General features: G+C 52.0%; 17 protein-coding genes. 15 read left to right on the top strand and 2 right to left on the bottom strand.

Translation table 11 applies throughout. From position 1 onward, the window contains the following. Window positions 1-4 precede the first annotated feature (4 nt). Both gppA and rhlB read right to left on the bottom strand, forming a co-directional pair. Complete coding sequence (gene gppA, locus On2M_RS23760) at window positions 5-1,489, bottom strand: guanosine-5'-triphosphate,3'-diphosphate diphosphatase (RefSeq protein ID WP_187260250.1); 1,485 nt, start codon at window positions 1,487-1,489, stop codon at window positions 5-7. A gap of 8 nt (window positions 1,490-1,497) precedes the next feature. Next, complete coding sequence (gene rhlB / locus On2M_RS23755) at window positions 1,498-2,766, bottom strand: ATP-dependent RNA helicase RhlB (protein ID WP_187254145.1); 1,269 nt, start codon at window positions 2,764-2,766, stop codon at window positions 1,498-1,500. A gap of 143 nt (window positions 2,767-2,909) precedes the next feature. Between rhlB and trxA the strand changes: the two genes are divergently transcribed. The 15 genes from trxA (at window position 2,910) to wecG (ending at window position 17,866) form a co-directional block, all read left to right on the top strand. Further along, window positions 2,910-3,239, top strand: coding sequence for a thioredoxin TrxA (gene trxA / locus On2M_RS23750; RefSeq protein ID WP_001280776.1), 330 nt, complete (start codon window positions 2,910-2,912; stop codon window positions 3,237-3,239). A 130-nt stretch (window positions 3,240-3,369) separates the two neighbouring features. Further along, on the top strand, window positions 3,370-3,513 hold the full coding sequence (locus On2M_RS24350; protein ID WP_252839018.1) for a hypothetical protein: 144 nt from the start codon (window positions 3,370-3,372) through the stop codon (window positions 3,511-3,513). 64 nt (window positions 3,514-3,577) lie between these two features. Beyond that, a complete protein-coding gene (gene rho, locus On2M_RS23745) occupies window positions 3,578-4,837 on the top strand; it encodes a transcription termination factor Rho (protein WP_002437993.1) in 1,260 nt (419 codons plus the stop codon). Window positions 4,838-5,066: 229 nt separating this feature from the next. Continuing rightward, a complete protein-coding gene (gene wecA / locus On2M_RS23740) occupies window positions 5,067-6,170 on the top strand; it encodes a UDP-N-acetylglucosamine--undecaprenyl-phosphate N-acetylglucosaminephosphotransferase (protein WP_210905539.1) in 1,104 nt (367 codons plus the stop codon). Window positions 6,171-6,182: 12 nt separating this feature from the next. After that, complete coding sequence (wzzE, locus tag On2M_RS23735) at window positions 6,183-7,229, top strand: ECA polysaccharide chain length modulation protein (protein ID WP_210905538.1); 1,047 nt, start codon at window positions 6,183-6,185, stop codon at window positions 7,227-7,229. A 55-nt stretch (window positions 7,230-7,284) separates the two neighbouring features. Then, complete coding sequence (gene wecB / locus On2M_RS23730; RefSeq protein ID WP_210905537.1) at window positions 7,285-8,415, top strand: UDP-N-acetylglucosamine 2-epimerase (non-hydrolyzing); 1,131 nt, start codon at window positions 7,285-7,287, stop codon at window positions 8,413-8,415. Beyond that, the gene (gene wecC, locus On2M_RS23725) at window positions 8,412-9,674 is read left to right on the top strand and encodes a UDP-N-acetyl-D-mannosamine dehydrogenase (protein WP_210905536.1); all 1,263 of its coding nucleotides are present in this window, start codon (window positions 8,412-8,414) and stop codon (window positions 9,672-9,674) included. Before wecB ends, wecC begins: the two co-directional genes overlap by 4 nt. Next, complete coding sequence (rffG, locus tag On2M_RS23720; protein ID WP_210905535.1) at window positions 9,674-10,741, top strand: dTDP-glucose 4,6-dehydratase; 1,068 nt, start codon at window positions 9,674-9,676, stop codon at window positions 10,739-10,741. Before wecC ends, rffG begins: the two co-directional genes overlap by 1 nt. A 33-nt stretch (window positions 10,742-10,774) precedes the next feature. Then, window positions 10,775-11,656 (top strand): glucose-1-phosphate thymidylyltransferase RfbA, encoded by an 882-nt coding sequence (gene rfbA, locus On2M_RS23715; protein WP_151217262.1) that lies wholly within the window; start codon window positions 10,775-10,777, stop codon window positions 11,654-11,656. Continuing rightward, a complete protein-coding gene (gene rffC / locus On2M_RS23710; protein ID WP_151225754.1) occupies window positions 11,634-12,311 on the top strand; it encodes a dTDP-4-amino-4,6-dideoxy-D-galactose acyltransferase in 678 nt (225 codons plus the stop codon). The genes rfbA and rffC overlap by 23 nt, the downstream gene beginning before the upstream one ends. Window positions 12,312-12,315: 4 nt before the next feature. Then, complete coding sequence (rffA, locus tag On2M_RS23705) at window positions 12,316-13,446, top strand: dTDP-4-amino-4,6-dideoxygalactose transaminase (RefSeq protein WP_151217259.1); 1,131 nt, start codon at window positions 12,316-12,318, stop codon at window positions 13,444-13,446. A 1-nt stretch (window position 13,447) separates the two neighbouring features. Beyond that, entirely contained in the window at window positions 13,448-14,698 is a 1,251-nt protein-coding gene (gene wzxE / locus On2M_RS23700; RefSeq protein WP_210905534.1) for a lipid III flippase WzxE, read from the top strand. Next, the gene (locus On2M_RS23695) at window positions 14,695-15,774 is read left to right on the top strand and encodes a TDP-N-acetylfucosamine:lipid II N-acetylfucosaminyltransferase (RefSeq protein ID WP_151217257.1); all 1,080 of its coding nucleotides are present in this window, start codon (window positions 14,695-14,697) and stop codon (window positions 15,772-15,774) included. Before wzxE ends, On2M_RS23695 begins: the two co-directional genes overlap by 4 nt. Then, window positions 15,771-17,126 (top strand): ECA oligosaccharide polymerase, encoded by a 1,356-nt coding sequence (wzyE, locus tag On2M_RS23690; protein WP_187254149.1) that lies wholly within the window; start codon window positions 15,771-15,773, stop codon window positions 17,124-17,126. Before On2M_RS23695 ends, wzyE begins: the two co-directional genes overlap by 4 nt. Beyond that, window positions 17,126-17,866, top strand: coding sequence for a lipopolysaccharide N-acetylmannosaminouronosyltransferase (wecG, locus tag On2M_RS23685; protein WP_187254150.1), 741 nt, complete (start codon window positions 17,126-17,128; stop codon window positions 17,864-17,866). Before wzyE ends, wecG begins: the two co-directional genes overlap by 1 nt. Window positions 17,867-17,971: the final 105 nt, after the last annotated feature.

The raw sequence follows: 17,971 nt of genomic DNA, 5'->3' as shown, positions 1-17,971 counted from the left end.
CGCGTTAATGAACGTCCAGAGGCCAGTGGACATAGCTTTGCCACTGGATTTCCTGATCGATTAACTCTTTACCTAATGGATGATGTTCCAGCCAGCCTTCCGGCAACGTTAGCGTCAGATTTTCATCCTGAGCTTGCAGGATGATGTGTGGCACTAAATCGTCGCGACGGCGTGCGGCGAAGATGATCGCCAGACGTAGTAAACGGCAAAGGTGCTCCGCAATGCGCGGTGGCACAGCGTTTTGCTGGTGCAGCGAAGAGAGATCGACAGGATTGCTCTGGTTGAGTAACAGCGTGGCTAACAGTTTTTTCTGTGCGGGAGTAAAGCCCGGAAGATCGAGATTACGCACCAGCCAGGCGGCATGCAGCGGAGCCTGCTTATATTCCACGCTCAGCCCTATTTCATGCAACTGACAGGCACTTTGCAGCAGTTCGCGGCTAATGGCCTCAAGATGCCACTCATCTTTCACCTGATCGAATAAATGTACAGCCAACTGTGCGACGCGGTTCGCCTGATCGGTGTCGACCATAAAGCGACGCTGAATATTACGCAGCGTGCGGCTGCGAATATCCTGATCGACAGGCAGGTGTAGCATACCGTAAACCAGACCTTCACGCAGTGCGCCGCCGGCCAGGGTCATGCATTGAATATTCAACTCAGTGAAAATGGCGAGCAGAATGGCCAATCCGCTGGGGAAAACCAGCGCGCGTTCCAGCGTTAACCCTTCGATTTCCAGCTCTTCCAGGCGACCGCAGTGAATAGCACGTTGCTTAAGCTGTTGAAGTTTGGCCAGCGTAATGCGCTCATCCATACCCTGCGCCATCATGATTTCCTGCAACGCCTGGACGGTACCGGAGGCACCGACGCAAACTTTCCAGCCATGAAAACGCAGTTTGTCGGCGACGGGGCGCAAAACTTCACGAGCCGCTTTCTCGGCTTCGTCAAAGTTTTCCTGTGCCAGATTACGATCGGTGAAGTACCGTTCAAGCCAGGTGACACAGCCCATTGACAGGCTGAACAGAGAGGTTGTTTGGGCACCTGAGCCGGTAACCAGTTCGGTACTGGCGCCGCCAATATCAACGACCAGACGCTGATCGGCACCGCCAGTGGTGTGAGCAACACCCTGATAAATCAGACGCGCTTCTTCTTCACCACTGATGACCTGGACTGGGCAGCTGAGGATCTCTTGCGCTTTAGCGATAAAGACATCGGCGTTTACCGCGATGCGCAATGTTGCCGTGGCGACCACACGGATTTGCGGTTGCGGGATATCCTGCAGGCGTTCAGCAAACAGGCGCAGGCATTGCCAGCCGCGTTCCATGGCTTCAGCGGAGAGAACGTTGTCGCTGTTGAGTCCAGCGGCCAGACGCACCTTGCGTTTAATACGCGTGAGCGTCTGGATGCTTCCCGCCACCTCGCGCACAACCAGCATATGAAAACTATTCGAGCCTAAATCGATTGCGGCGTACAGCGAAGTGGTTGTGAGCATATCTTACGTTAACCTGAACGACGACGATTACGCGGAGCACCACCGGTACGACGTGGGCCATTGCCAGTGCGTGGGCGCGTTAAACGTAACGGCTTCGGCAGATCGGTCATCAGCGCATCCGGGTTGTACTTACTAACCGGAATCGAGTGGCCAATATAGGTCTCGATAGCGGGTAAATTCAGCGCGTATTCTTCACAGGCCAGGCTGATCGAGTGACCGCTCGCGCCAGCACGGCCGGTACGACCGATACGGTGAACGTAATCTTCACAGTCATCCGGCAGGTCATAGTTGAATACATGCGTTACGGCTGGGATATGCAGACCGCGCGCGGCGACATCAGTCGCAACGAGAATATCCAGATCGCCACGAGTGAACTCATCAAGGATACGCAGACGTTTTTTCTGCGCTACGTCACCGGTCAGTAGACCAACGCGATGACCATCGGCGGCAAGACTACCCCAGATATCTTCACAACGATGCTTAGTGTTAGCAAAGACGATAGCGCGATCTGGCCACTCTTCTTCAATCAGCGTTTGCAGCAAACGCATTTTTTCTTCGTTGGAAGGATAGAAGAGTTCTTCTTTAATACGATGACCTGTCTTCTGTTCCGGTTCGACTTCAACGTACTCGGCGTTATTCATCTGTTCAAACGCCAGTTCGCGAACGCGGTAAGAGAGGGTTGCAGAAAACAGCATGTTCAGACGTTGGGTGGTTGGCGGCATACGACGGAACAGCCAACGGATATCTTTAATAAAGCCCAGATCGTACATACGATCTGCTTCATCCAGCACCACGACCTGAATCGCGCCCAGGTTAATGTGGTTCTGTTTTGCATAGTCGATAAGACGACCGGTCGTGCCGATAAGAATATCGACGCCGCTTTCCAGCACTTTCAGCTGTTTATCGTAACCGTCGCCGCCATAAGCCAGGCCTAATTTCAGACCGGTGGTCTGTGCCAGCGGCTCGGCGTCGGCGTGGATCTGCACGGCTAACTCACGCGTTGGCGCCATAATTAACGCACGCGGTTGGTTCACCTTGCGATCGTCAATCGCGGGATGAGAGAGAAGATAATGAAACGTTGACGTCAGGAACGCCATCGTTTTTCCGGTACCGGTTTGCGCCTGCCCTGCAACATCACGACCTGCCAGCGTTAGCGGCAGCGCGAGGGCCTGAATGGGCGTGCAGTTATGAAACCCTTTGTTTTCAAGGGCTTCGATCACCTTTGGGTGCAGGGCGAAGTCGGAAAACTTCTGTTCTGTTAAATGTGTTTTGCTCATAGTGTGGTAGAATATCAGCTTACTATTGCTTTACGAAAGCGTATCCGGTGAAATAAAGTCAACCTTTAGTTGGTTAATGCTACATCAACACGTCGTTGATTAAGGGTACACCAACGCACCAGGCTTATTCCTGTGGAGTTAATATGAGCGATAAAATTATTCACCTGACTGACGACAGTTTTGACACGGATGTACTCAAAGCGGACGGAGCTATCCTCGTTGATTTCTGGGCAGAGTGGTGCGGTCCGTGCAAAATGATCGCTCCAATTCTGGATGAAATCGCTGACGAATATCAGGGCAAATTGACGGTTGCTAAACTGAACATTGACCAAAACCCAGGCACCGCGCCGAAGTATGGTATCCGTGGCATCCCGACCCTGCTGCTGTTCAAAAACGGCGAAGTTGCGGCGACTAAAGTCGGCGCACTGTCCAAAGGTCAGTTGAAAGAATTCCTCGACGCTAATTTAGCGTAAGGAAGTCTCATGATCGGGCGACCATACTTCGAAATGATTCGGATGACTGGACGCCCGACTTGAGTCGTGCTAAGTTAGTGTTGACTTCGTATTAAACATACCTTATTAAGTTTGAATCTAGTTATATCCAATACTTCCCGTTGTTTCTCGCGCAGGAAGTGGACAGATTCCTGGCTTATCGCTCAATCCGTCTTGTCGTTTCAGTTCTGCGTACTTTCCTGTGACCAGACAGCGAACAGACATGAGTTTGATGGCCGTAAACAGGCATGGATGACCCTGCCATACCATTCACAACATTAAGTTCGAGATTTACCCCAAGTTTAAGAACTCACACCATTATGAATCTTACCGAATTAAAGAATACGCCGGTTTCTGAGCTGATCACTCTCGGCGAAAATATGGGCCTTGAAAACCTGGCTCGTATGCGCAAGCAGGACATTATTTTTGCCATCCTGAAGCAGCACGCAAAGAGTGGCGAAGATATCTTTGGTGACGGTGTGCTGGAGATATTGCAGGATGGATTTGGTTTCCTCCGCTCTGCAGACAGCTCCTACCTCGCCGGTCCTGATGACATCTACGTTTCTCCCAGCCAAATCCGCCGTTTCAACCTCCGCACTGGTGATACCATCTCTGGTAAGATTCGCCCGCCGAAAGAAGGTGAACGCTACTTTGCGCTGTTGAAAGTTAACGAAGTTAACTACGACAAACCAGAAAACGCCCGTAACAAAATCCTCTTTGAGAACTTAACGCCGCTGCACGCAAACTCTCGTCTGCGTATGGAACGTGGTAACGGTTCTACTGAAGACTTAACGGCGCGTGTACTGGATCTGGCATCGCCGATCGGTCGTGGCCAACGTGGTCTGATTGTTGCTCCGCCGAAAGCGGGTAAAACCATGCTGCTGCAGAACATCGCGCAGAGCATTGCTTACAACCATCCGGACTGTGTGCTGATGGTGCTCCTGATTGACGAACGTCCGGAAGAAGTGACCGAGATGCAGCGTCTGGTTAAAGGTGAAGTTGTGGCTTCTACCTTTGACGAACCAGCATCCCGTCACGTTCAGGTTGCGGAAATGGTTATCGAGAAGGCGAAACGCCTGGTTGAGCACAAGAAAGACGTTATCATTCTGCTCGACTCCATCACCCGCCTGGCGCGTGCGTACAACACCGTGGTTCCGGCTTCCGGTAAAGTGCTGACTGGTGGTGTTGATGCCAACGCCCTGCATCGTCCGAAGCGTTTCTTCGGTGCGGCGCGTAACGTGGAAGAGGGCGGTAGCCTGACCATCATCGCGACTGCGCTGATCGATACCGGCTCTAAAATGGATGAAGTTATCTACGAAGAGTTTAAAGGTACCGGCAACATGGAACTGCATCTCTCTCGTAAGATTGCTGAAAAACGCGTCTTCCCAGCTATCGACTACAACCGTTCCGGTACCCGTAAAGAAGAGTTGCTCACCACTCAGGAAGAGCTGCAGAAAATGTGGATCCTACGCAAAATCATCCATCCGATGGGTGAAATCGACGCAATGGAATTCCTCATTAACAAGCTGGCGATGACCAAGACCAATGACGACTTCTTCGATATGATGAAGCGTTCCTGATTCAGGCATCATCTGAAAACGCCACGTTTTTACGTGGCGTTTTGCTTTTACGATTCATCCTAACGTGCGGTCGGATAAAATCGTCATTATTATCGGCGCCATGTTGCGTCACAATGTTCGGCATGAATTACAAGAGGTAGGAAGTGTAATGTTTTAACCGCTCTCTTCAAGGAGCCGCCGTAACGCATTATACTTTAAGGAAATGATATATGCTGAGAACACATACACTGTGAATCTTCTTGCTGCACTATCTGAGCTAATTAGTATTTTTTTATTCACAACCATTTTCATTTTTTTGGCACGAAAAATAGCCATAAAAATAGGTTTAGTGGATAAGCCAAACTTCCGCAAAAGGCACCAGGGGATCGTTCCTTTAGTGGGCGGGATTTCTGTGTTCGCAGGAATCAATTTTATGTTTGGCCTTTCGGATTATTACATTCCGCATGCTCCGTTATACCTCTTTTGCGCTGGCGTCCTGGTACTGGTTGGCGCGCTCGACGATCGTTTTGACATAAGTGTAAAAATACGAGCTGTTGTCCAGGCTTTGATTGCTATTCTTATGATGGCAAAAGGAAATCTTTATTTAAGTAGCCTGGGGGGGATTTTTGGTCCTTGGGAGCTGGTGCTCGGTCCTTTTGGTTATTTCCTTACTTTGTTTGCCGTCTGGGCGGCGATTAACGCCTTCAATATGGTGGATGGGATCGATGGTCTGCTCGGTGGGCTATCCAGCGTGTCATTCGCCGCTATGGGACTTATTCTGTGGTTCGATGGCCAGACAAGCCTGGCTATCTGGTGTTTTGCCATGATCGCCGCCATTCTGCCTTACATCCTGCTGAACCTGGGTATTCTCGGACGCCGCTATAAAGTCTTTATGGGGGATGCGGGAAGTACGTTGATTGGCTTCACGGTGATTTGGATTCTGCTGGAGACGACCCAGGGGCCAACGCATCCTATTAGTCCGGTTACGGCCCTGTGGATTATTGCCATTCCGTTAATGGATATGGTGGCAATTATGTACCGTCGTTTACGCAAGGGGATGAGTCCTTTCTCAGCAGATCGTCAACACATACATCACTTGGTGATGCGCGCGGGGTTTACTTCCCGACAGGCATTTGTTCTGATTACGCTGGCTGCGGCGGTTTTGGCGTCTATTGGCGTGTTGGCTGAATATTTTCGCTTAGTCCCTGAATGGGCCATGTTGTTGCTTTTTTTACTGGCCTTTGGCCTCTACGGTTACTGTATCAAGCGCGCCTGGAAGGTAGCGAGATTTATCAAGCGAGTGAAGCGCAGATTGCGAAGAGTTCGTGAAGGCAAACCAGACTTAACCAAATAAAATGAGGGTACGATGACACAACCATTACCGGGGGAACACGCCGTGAGCGCTGAAAATGAACTGGACATCCGTGGGTTGTTTCGTACCTTGTGGGCTGGGAAGGTGTGGATCGTCGGTATGGCTCTCGCCTTTGCGATTGTCGCTTTAGCCTATACGTTTTTTGCGCGTCAGGAGTGGAGCGCCACGGCGATTTCAGACCGGCCAACGGTCAATATGTTAGGCGGTTTTTACTCTCAGCAGCAGTTTTTGCGTAACCTGGATATTAAGGCCAGTCTCGCTTCTGCGGACCAACCGTCGGTGATGGATGAAGCCTATAAAGAATTCATCATGCAACTTGCTTCCTGGGATACGCGTCGTGAATTCTGGCAGCAGACTGATTACTATAAGCAGCGCATGGTCGGTAACAGCAAGGCCGATGCGGCGATGCTGGATGAACTGATTAATAACATTCAGTTTATGCCTGGCGATGCGGTGCGTAATACCAACGACAGCGTGAAGCTGATTGCCGAGACGGCGCCTGATGCTAACAATCTGCTGCGTCAGTACGTCGCGTTTGCCAGCCAGCGCGCGGCGCGTCATCTGAATGATGAATTGAAGGGTGCGTGGGCTGCACGCACCGTGCAGATGAAGGCGCAGGTTAAACGTCAGGAGGAAGTGGCGAAATCGATCTTCTCCCGCCGTGTTCACAACATTGAGCAGGCGCTCAAAATTGCTGAACAGCATAATATTTCGCGTACTTCTACGGATGTTCCTGCTGAGGAATTACCGGATTCTGAACTGTTCTTGCTTGGACGTCCTATGCTGCAGGCGCGACTCGAGAACCTGCAATCTGTTGGTCCTGATTTCGATCTGGACTACTTCCAAAACCGAGCCATGCTTAACACACTGAACGTTGGGCCAACTCTGGATCCGCGTTTTCAGACCTATCGTTATTTGCGTACGCCGGAAGAACCGGTAAAACGTGACAGCCCTCGTCGTGCTTTCCTGATGATTATGTGGGGCATCGTTGGGGCTCTGATCGGTGCTGGTGTCGCGTTAACCCGCCGCCGCACGATTTAGCAATACCGTTGCAGTGAGGGGCTGGGCCCTCACTGCCAATCCGAAGAGAATCGATGTGAAAGTACTGACTGTATTTGGCACGCGACCAGAGGCTATCAAAATGGCACCTCTGGTTCATGCGCTGGCAAAAGATCCTGATTTTGAGGCGAAAGTTTGCGTCACGGCGCAGCATCGGCAGATGCTCGATCAGGTGTTGAACCTCTTTACCATTGTACCTGACTACGATCTCAATATTATGCAGCCAGGCCAGGGATTAACAGAAATTACCTGCCGAATACTGGAAGGGTTAAAGCCAATTCTGGCTGATTTTAAACCTGATGTGGTGTTGGTTCATGGTGATACCACAACGACCATTGCCACTAGTCTGGCTGCGTTCTATCAGCGCATCCCGGTGGGGCATGTAGAGGCTGGTTTACGTACTGGTGATCTCTACTCTCCTTGGCCGGAAGAGGCGAACCGTACGCTGACCGGGCGTCTGGCTATGTATCATTTTGCGCCAACCGAAAACTCGCGCCAAAATTTGTTACGGGAAGCTATTCCCGAAAATCGTATTTTCGTCACGGGCAATACGGTGATTGATGCGTTGATCTGGGTTCGCGACCGCGTACTGGCGAACGATGAATTGCGTGCTGAATTAGCAGAGCATTATCCTTTCCTGAGCTCTGATAAAAAGATGATCCTGGTGACCGGCCATCGTCGGGAAAGTTTTGGCCGCGGCTTTGAAAACATTTGCCACGCGCTGGCGGAAATTGCTGCGGCTAATCAGAATGTACAGATTGTCTATCCGGTACACCTCAACCCTAACGTTAGCGAGCCGGTTAATCGAATCTTAGGTCACGTTGAAAACGTGATTCTGATTGAACCGCAGGACTATATGCCATTCGTCTGGCTGATGAATCACGCCTGGCTGATCCTTACCGACTCTGGCGGGATTCAGGAAGAAGCGCCGTCTTTGGGGAAACCTGTGCTGGTAATGCGCGAAACGACGGAGCGTCCGGAGGCCATTACCGCTGGTACGGTACGTCTGGTGGGGACAGACCCGCAGCGTATTGTTGAAGAAGTCACGCGTTTGCTTCATAACGACGATGAATATCAAACCATGAGCCGCGCCCATAATCCGTATGGTGACGGGCAGGCATGTGACCGAATTTTACACGCGTTAAAAAATAATCGGATATCGCTATGAGTTTTACGACCATTTCTGTCATTGGGCTGGGTTATATCGGACTGCCAACGGCGGCTGCCTTTGCTTCCCGTCAAAAACATGTGATTGGCGTAGATGTAAATCAGCATGCGGTGGACACCATTAACCGCGGGGAAATTCACATCGTTGAGCCCGATCTGGGGGCGGTGGTGAAAACGGCGGTTGAAAACGGATTTCTGCGAGCGGTCACTACGCCCGTCGAAGCTGACGCTTATCTGATCGCCGTGCCGACTCCATTCAAGGGTGAGCATGATCCCGATATGGCCTACGTTGAAGCCGCGGCGAAGTCCCTTGCACCGGTGTTGAAAAAAGGCGCCCTGGTGATCCTTGAATCGACGTCACCCGTCGGGGCAACGGAACAGATGGTTGCATGGCTTGCAGAAATGCGGCCCGATCTGACTTTCCCGCAACAGGTTGGTGACCAGGCTGACGTCAATATTGCCTATTGCCCTGAACGCGTGCTGCCGGGTCAGGTGATGGTTGAACTGATTAAAAACGACCGAGTGATTGGGGGCATGACCCCAGTCTGTTCTGCACGCGCCAGTGAGCTGTACAACATCTTCCTTGAAGGAGAATGTGTCGTGACCAACGCGCGCACAGCGGAAATGTGCAAGCTCACGGAAAATAGCTTCCGCGACGTCAATATCGCCTTCGCTAATGAACTATCGCTGATTTGCGCCGAACAGGGGATTAACGTCTGGGAACTGATTCGCCTGGCAAATCGTCATCCGCGTGTGAATATTTTGCAGCCTGGCCCGGGCGTAGGTGGGCACTGTATCGCGGTCGATCCGTGGTTTATCGTGGCGCAGAACCCGCAACAGGCGAAATTAATCCGCACTGCGCGTGAGGTCAATGATGGTAAGCCTCATTGGGTGGTCGAGCGTGTTAAGGCTGCCGTGGTCGACTGTTTGGCGGACACCAACAAACGCGCCAGCGAAGTGAAAATTGCCTGTTTTGGCCTGGCATTCAAACCGAATATTGATGATTTGCGTGAAAGCCCGGCGATGGGAATTGCGCAACATATCGCGCAATGGCACAAAGGTGAAACGCTGGTGGTGGAACCGAATATCCGTCAACTGCCGAAAAAACTGGATGGTCTTTGCCAGCTGGCGGCACTGGATGATGCGCTGGCAAGTGCCGATGTGTTAGTCATGCTGGTCGACCATAATGAATTTAAAGCCATTGAAGGCGATGCGGTACAACAGCAGTATGTGGTTGATACCAAAGGGGTCTGGCGCTAATGAAACGAATTCTGGTTACCGGTGGAGCGGGATTCATCGGCTCTGCAGTTGTACGGCATATCATTCATGAGACAAAGGATGCGGTGGTGGTGGTCGATAAGCTGACCTACGCCGGAAACCTGATGTCGCTGGAGCCGGTTGCACAGAATCCCCGTTTTGCCTTTGAGAAAGTGGATATCTGCGATCGGGCATCTCTCGACAGAGTGTTTCAACAATATCAGCCGGACTGTGTGATGCATCTGGCTGCAGAAAGCCATGTTGACCGCTCCATTGATGGGCCGGCCGCATTTATCGAAACTAACATTGTGGGAACTTACACGCTGTTAGAAGCGGCGCGCGCGTACTGGAGTGCATTAACCAGCGAGGAAAAAGCCGCATTTCGGTTCCACCATATCTCGACGGATGAGGTGTATGGTGATCTCCATTCTACCGATGATTTCTTCACAGAAACCACGCCGTATGCGCCGAGTAGCCCTTATTCTGCGTCGAAAGCCAGCAGCGATCATCTGGTCCGCGCCTGGCTGCGTACCTATGGCCTGCCAACGCTGATTACCAATTGTTCCAACAACTATGGTCCGTACCATTTCCCGGAAAAACTGATTCCGCTAATGATCCTCAACGGACTGGCGGGGAAACCGTTGCCGGTGTACGGCAATGGGCAACAAATCCGTGACTGGTTATATGTAGAAGATCATGCCAGGGCGCTCTGGTGTGTGGCGACGGCGGGCGTGGTTGGAGAAACCTATAATATTGGTGGTCATAACGAGCGTAAAAACCTGGATGTCGTCGAAACAGTTTGCAGCCTGTTGGAAGAGCTGGCGCCGCTTAAACCGCAGGGCATTGCGCAGTACCGCGATTTGATCGCTTTTGTGGACGATCGCCCAGGTCATGATTTGCGTTACGCCATTGATGCTTCAAAAATAGCGCGTGAACTAGGTTGGATGCCGCAGGAAACGTTTGAAAGCGGAATGCGCAAAACCGTGCAGTGGTATCTGGATAATCAGTCATGGTGGAAACCCGTGCAGGACGGCAGTTACCAGGGCGAACGTTTAGGTCTGAAGGGCTAACAGCCTGGTTTTGGCTCCCGGAGGAGACAACGCATGAAAGGTATCATTCTGGCGGGTGGTTCAGGTACTCGCCTGTATCCCATCACGCGCGGCGTATCGAAGCAACTGTTACCCATTTACGATAAGCCGATGATTTACTACCCGCTATCGGTACTGATGCTGGCGGGAATTCGCGAAATCCTGATTATCACTACCCCGGAAGATAAAGGGTATTTCCAGCGTTTACTGGGTGATGGCTCTGAGTTCGGCATTGAATTGCAGTATGCTGAGCAGCCGAGCCCGGATGGATTAGCGCAGGCGTTTATTATCGGCGAAACGTTTCTTAACGGTGAACCATCGTGTCTGGTGTTAGGGGACAATATCTTCTTTGGTCAGGGATTTAGTCCAAAACTGCGTCATGTGGCTGCCCGAACGCAAGGCGCGACGGTGTTTGGCTATCAGGTGATGGATCCTGAACGTTTTGGTGTTGTTGAGTTTGACGAAAATTTTCGCGCAGTCTCACTGGAAGAGAAGCCGAAAGAACCGAAGTCTAACTGGGCGGTGACAGGACTCTATTTCTATGACAGTAAAGTGGTGGAATATGCAAAACGCGTAAAACCGTCTGAGCGTGGAGAACTGGAGATTACGTCCATTAACCAGATGTATCTTGATGACGGACACCTGACGGTAGAGTTGCTTGGGCGTGGTTTTGCCTGGCTGGATACCGGTACGCATGACAGTTTGATCGAAGCGAGTACTTTTGTGCAGACGGTAGAGAAACGCCAGGGCTTTAAAATAGCCTGTCTGGAAGAAATCGCCTGGCGTAACGGTTGGCTGGATGACGAAGGCGTGAAGCGTGCCGCCAGTTCACTGGCCAAAACGGGCTATGGCCAATATTTGTTGGAGCTGCTCCGTGCTCGTCCGCGCCAGTATTGAGCCGCTTAGCTGGGAAAATACGTTCTTTGGCGTCAATAGCGCCATTGTACGTTTTGACCAACATGCGCCGGTTCTGACTGCGAATGCGTTGCAGTCCTGGTCGCGGGTACAGGCAAAAATTCCTGCCGCAAATAGCCATGAATTAGATGGCTTACAGCAGTTGGGATTCTCACTGGTAGAAGGTGAAGTGGATTTTGTACTGCCGGTGACCTGTTTCAGTGGCAACCCCGGTGCGCAGGTCGCACAACCTGAGGATATCCCGGCATTACGCCAACTGGCAGGCCAGGCGTTTGCGCAAAGTCGTTTTCGCACTCCGTGGTATCCCGCAGATGCCAGTGCGCGTTTTTACGCGCAGTGGATCGAAAACGCGGTGCTTGGGACGTTCGATCATCAATGCCTCATTTTTCGTAAACCGACAGGTGAAATTCGTGGCTATGTCTCGCTGCGTGAACTGAATGCGACCGAGGCCCGAATTGGTCTGCTGGCCGGGCGTGGTGTGGGCGCAGAACTGATGCAGGCGGCGCTTTGTTGGGCACAGGCTCGCGGTAAAACAACATTGCGCGTGGCGACCCAAATGGGCAACACCGCCGCGCTTAAACGTTACATACACAGTGGTGCGAATGTGGAAAGCACCGCGTATTGGTTATACAGGTGAAACGATGATTCCATTTAACGCACCGCCGGTGGTGGGAACTGAACTTGATTACATGCAGTCCGCGATGAACAGCGGCAAACTGTGTGGTGATGGCGGCTTTACACGCCGCTGTCAGCAATGGTTGGAGCAGCATTTTGGCAGCGAGAAAGTGCTGCTGACACCCTCCTGTACCGCATCGCTTGAGATGGCGGCATTACTGCTGGATATCCAGCCTGGTGATGAAGTCATTATGCCAAGCTACACGTTTGTCTCCACGGCCAATGCCTTCGTGCTGCGCGGGGCAAAAATCGTCTTTGTTGATATCCGCCCGGATACCATGAACATGGACGAAACGCTGATTGAAGCGGCAATTACCGACAAAACCCGCGCGATTGTGCCAGTACATTACGCGGGTGTGGCCTGCGAAATGGATACCATTATGGCGCTGGCGACAAAGTACAACCTGTTTGTGGTGGAAGATGCCGCTCAGGGCGTCATGTCAACCTACAAAGGTCGGGCGCTGGGGACAATTGGTCACATTGGCTGCTTTAGCTTCCATGAAACCAAAAACTATACCGCAGGCGGTGAAGGTGGTGCGACGCTGATTAATGATAAAAAATTAGTCGAACGCGCAGAGATCATCCGTGAAAAAGGCACCAACCGCAGCCAGTTTTTCCGCGGTCAGGTAGACAAATATACCTGGCGTGATATCGGCTCCAGCTATCTGATGTCCGATCTGCAGGCCGCCTATCTGTGGGCGCAACTGGAAGCGGCGGACCGCATTAACCAGCAGCGTCTGGCGCTGTGGCAGAATTATTACGATGCCCTCGAACCGCTGGCGCGCGCCGGACGGATTGACCTGCCTTGTGTTCCGGAAAGCTGCGTGCAAAATGCCCATATGTTTTATATCAAGCTGCGCGATATCGACGATCGCACCGCGTTGATTAACTTCCTGAAAGAAGCCGAAATTATGGCGGTGTTCCACTATATCCCGCTGCATGATTGCCCGGCTGGCGATAAATTTGGCGTGTTTGCCGGTGTTGATCGTTACACCACCAAAGAGAGCGAGCGCCTGCTGCGTTTACCGCTGTTCTATAACCTGTCACCGGTTAACCAGCGAACGGTAATTTCGACCTTACTCAACTATTTCGCCTGATATGTCGCTTGCAAAAGCGTCCTTGTGGACGGCGGCCAGTACGCTGGTAAAAATCGGTGCGGGTTTGCTGGTCGTGAAGCTGCTGGCAGTGTCATTTGGTCCGGCTGGCGTGGGGCAGGCGGGCAACTTCCGTCAGATGGTCACCGTGCTTGGCGTGTTAGCGGGGGCCGGCATTTTTAACGGCGTCACGAAATACGTTGCGCAGCACCATGATGACCCGGCACGACTGCGGAGGGTAGTCGGTACCTCTTCCGCAATGGTGTTGGGATTCTCTACCCTAATGGCGGTGATTTTTTTGCTGGCGGCCGCGCCTATCAGTCAGGGGTTATTTGGCCATACTCATTATCAGGGGCTGGTACGACTGGTTGCGCTGGTGCAGATGGGTATTGCATGGGCGAATCTACTGCTGGCGCTGATGAAGGGTTTCCGCGATGCGGCGAGTAACGCGCTGTCGCTAATTGTGGGTAGCCTGGTAGGCGTGGTGGCTTATTATGGCTGTTATCGCCTGGGTGGGTATGAGGGGGCCTTGCTGGGGCTGGCGCTGGTTCCTGCGCTGGTGGTTATCCCAGCAGCCATCATGCTGATTAAGCGTGGCACTATTCCTCTGCATTACCTGAAGCCCTCGTGGGATAACGGTCTGGCAGGGCAGCTAAGCAAGTTTACGCTGATGGCGCTGATTACCTCCATAACGCTGCCTGTCGCATATGTGATGATGCGAAACCTGCTGGCGGCGCAGTACGGCTGGGATGATGTGGGGATCTGGCAAGGGGTAAGCAGTATTTCCGATGCTTACCTGCAATTTATCACCGCCTCATTTAGCGTTTACTTGCTGCCGACATTGTCGCGTTTGACCGAAAAGCGCGACATTACACGCGAAGTGATCAAGTCGTTGAAGTTTGTGTTGCCGGCGGTTGCCGCCGCAAGCTTTAGCGTTTGGCTACTGCGTGACTTTGCTATCTGGCTGCTTTTCTCCGCTAAATTCACCGCGATGCGCGACCTGTTTGCCTGGCAACTGGTCGGCGATGTGCTGAAAGTGGGGGCGTATGTCTTTGGGTATCTGGTGATCGCGAAAGCGTCGCTGCGGTTTTATATTTTGGCTGAAATTAGCCAGTTCATATTATTGACGGCGTTTGCTCATTGGTTGATCCCTGCTCACGGTGCGCTGGGCGCGGCACAGGCGTATATGGCAACGTACATCGTCTATTTTTCTCTTTGTTGTGGCGTATTTTTACTCTGGCGTAGGCGGGCATGACTGTACTGATTCACGTTTTGGGATCGGATATCCCTCACCATAATCAAACCGTGCTGCGGTTTTTCAACGACTCGCTGGCCGCAACCAGCGAGCACGCGCGCTCGTTTATGGTTGCAGGTCCGGATGCGGGATTCAGTGAGAGCTGCCCGGCGTTATCGCTGAGTTTCTACAGCGGGAAAAAGGCGTTGGCTGAAGCGGTTATCGCGAAAGCAAAAGCGGATCGCCAACAGCGCTTCTTCTTCCACGGTCAGTTCAATACCAGCCTGTGGCTGGCGCTGCTGAGCGGGGGAATTAAACCGACGCAGTTTAACTGGCATATCTGGGGCGCAGATTTATACGAAGTCTCCAGTGGACTGAAATTCCGCCTGTTTTACCCGATTCGTCGCATGGCGCAGAACCGTGTGGGCTGCGTATTTGCCACGCGTGGTGACTTGAGCTATTTCGCCGGACAACATCCGCGCGTGCGTGGTGAGTTGCTCTATTTCCCGACGCGAATGGATCCCAGACTCAATAATATGAGCAGTGAATGTCAGCGTAGCGGCAAGATGACGGTGTTGGTTGGCAACTCAGGCGATCGCAGCAATGAGCATGTTGCCGCGCTGCGCGCTGTTCATCAGCAGTTCGGCGACACGGTGAACGTGATTGTGCCGATGGGTTACCCCGCTAATAATACGGCCTACATCGATGAGGTTCGCCAGGCGGGGCTGGCATTATTTAGCGCTGATAATCTGCAAATTTTAAGTGAAAAACTGGAATTTGATGCCTATCTGGCATTATTGCGTCAGTGTGATTTGGGGTACTTCATTTTTGCCCGTCAGCAAGGGATCGGTACTCTGTGTTTGCTGATTCAGGCCGGTATTCCTTGCGTGCTGAACCGTGAAAATCCCTTCTGGCAGGATATGGTGGAGCAGAATCTCCCGGTGTTATTTACCACTGATGAGCTCAATGAAGACGTCGTACGCGAAGCGCAGCGCCAGTTGGCATCGGTAGATAAAAATACAATCACCTTCTTTAGCCCTAATTATCTGCAGCCGTGGCATAACGCGCTGCGCATTGCTTCAGGAGAAATCGTATGAGCCTGATGCAATTTAGCGGCCTGCTGGTGGTATGGTTGCTTTCCACCTTGTTTATCGCCACGCTGACCTGGTTCGAATTCCGTCGCGTACGTTTTAACTTCAACGTTTTCTTTTCGCTGCTGTTTTTGCTGACGTTCTTTTTTGGATTCCCGTTAACCAGCATCCTGGTGTTCCGTTTTGATGTGGCTGTCGCTCCACCGGAGATCTTGCTGCAGGCCTTGCTGTCAGCCGCCTGTTTCTATGCCGTCTACTATGTGACGTATAAAACGCGATTGCGTAAGCGAGTAGAGGGTAAGCCGCGCAGGCCGCTGTTTACTATTAACCGCGTTGAAGCCCATTTGACCTGGATTATCCTGATGGCGATTGCGTTGGTAAGCGTAGGCGTCTTCTTTATGAACAACGGATTCCTGCTGTTCAGACTGCAATCCTACAGCCAGATTTTTTCCAGCGAAGTCTCTGGGGTCGCTCTGAAGCGTTTCTTCTACTTCTTCATTCCGGCCATGCTGGTCGTCTATTTCCTGCGTCAGGACAGCAAAGCGTGGTTGTTCTTCCTGGTAAGCACCGTCGCGTTTGGTTTGCTGACCTATATGATTGTGGGCGGGACACGCGCCAATATCATTATTGCGTTTGCCATCTTCCTGTTTATCGGCATTATTCGCGGCTGGATTTCGCTGTGGATGCTGGCCGCTGCGGGTGTGTTGGGTATTGTCGGAATGTTCTGGCTTGCGCTGAAGCGCTACGGAATGAACGTCAGCGGAGATGAGGCGTTCTATACGTTCTTGTATCTTACGCGCGACACTTTCTCGCCGTGGGAGAATCTGGCGCTGTTGCTGCAAAATTACCACAATATTGAGTTCCAGGGGCTGGCGCCGATTGTTCGTGACTTCTATGTCTTTATCCCTTCCTGGCTGTGGCCAGGGCGGCCGAGTATTGTTCTCAACTCAGCGAACTACTTTACCTGGGAAGTGTTGAATAACCACTCGGGACTGGCGATTTCGCCGACGCTAATTGGTTCTCTGGTGGTGATGGGCGGGGCGCTGTTTATTCCGTTAGGCGCGATTGTCGTCGGGTTAATTATTAAATGGTTCGACTGGTTGTATGAGTTAGGCAATCGCGAAGCTAATCGCTATAAGGCGGCGATTCTGCACAGTTTCTGTTTTGGTGCCATTTTCAATATGATCGTTTTGGCACGTGAAGGACTGGATTCGTTTGTCTCACGAGTAGTCTTTTTCCTCGTGATTTTTGGCGTTTGTCTGCTGGTAGCAAAATTGCTGTTCTGGCTATTCGATAGTGCGGGACTCATCCATAAACGAATAAAATCGCTGCCCCGGACACAGATTGAAGGATCGTAATGACAGATAACACAACAGCGCCACTCTATTCGCTGCGCGGGCTACAACTGATTGGCTGGCGCGATATGCAGCATGCGCTAAATTACCTGTTTGCCGAGGGACATCTCAGGCAGGGGACACTGGTGGCGATCAACGCCGAGAAAATGCTGACGGCAGAAGATAACCCTGAAGTGCGGGAATTGATCAACGCCGCTGAGTTCAAATATGCGGATGGCATTAGCGTGGTGCGTTCAGTGCGCAAAAAATTCCCGCAGGCGCAGGTTTCACGCGTGGCGGGGGCTGATCTGTGGGAAGCGCTGATGGCGCGAGCCGGGCAGGAGGGAACGCCGGTATTCCTGATTGGCGGTAAGCCTGACGTTCTGGCGCAAACAGAAGCCAAACTGCGTGCGCAGTGGCGCGTGAACATAGTGGGTAGCCAGGACGGGTATTTTACCCCGGAGCAGCGTCAGGCGTTGTTTGAGCGTATCCACACCAGCGGTGCGCAAATTGTGACGGTGGCGATGGGCTCGCCGAAACAAGAGATCTTTATGCGTGATTGCCGCAAGACTCACCCAGAAGCGCTGTATATGGGCGTGGGTGGTACCTACGACGTCTTTACCGGTCACGTTAAGCGCGCACCTAAAATTTGGCAGAATCTGGGTCTGGAGTGGCTGTATCGCTTACTGTCGCAGCCAAGCCGCATCACTCGTCAACTGCGCTTATTGCGTTATCTCCGCTGGCACTATACCGGCAACCTCTGACACCTTCTCTTCTCTGATAAGTAGCGTTTTCTATTAATTACGCTACTTATTCACCACATTATCGCTGCTTTATCGCACAATCCATCTATTTTTTGAATGCTTTAA

Origin of the sequence: Citrobacter sp. On2M (genome assembly GCF_018035235.1) — a bacterium.
GTDB classification, from domain to species: Bacteria; Pseudomonadota; Gammaproteobacteria; order Enterobacterales; family Enterobacteriaceae; genus Citrobacter; species Citrobacter meridianamericanus.
This window is presented reverse-complemented; position numbering and strand designations above follow the sequence as displayed.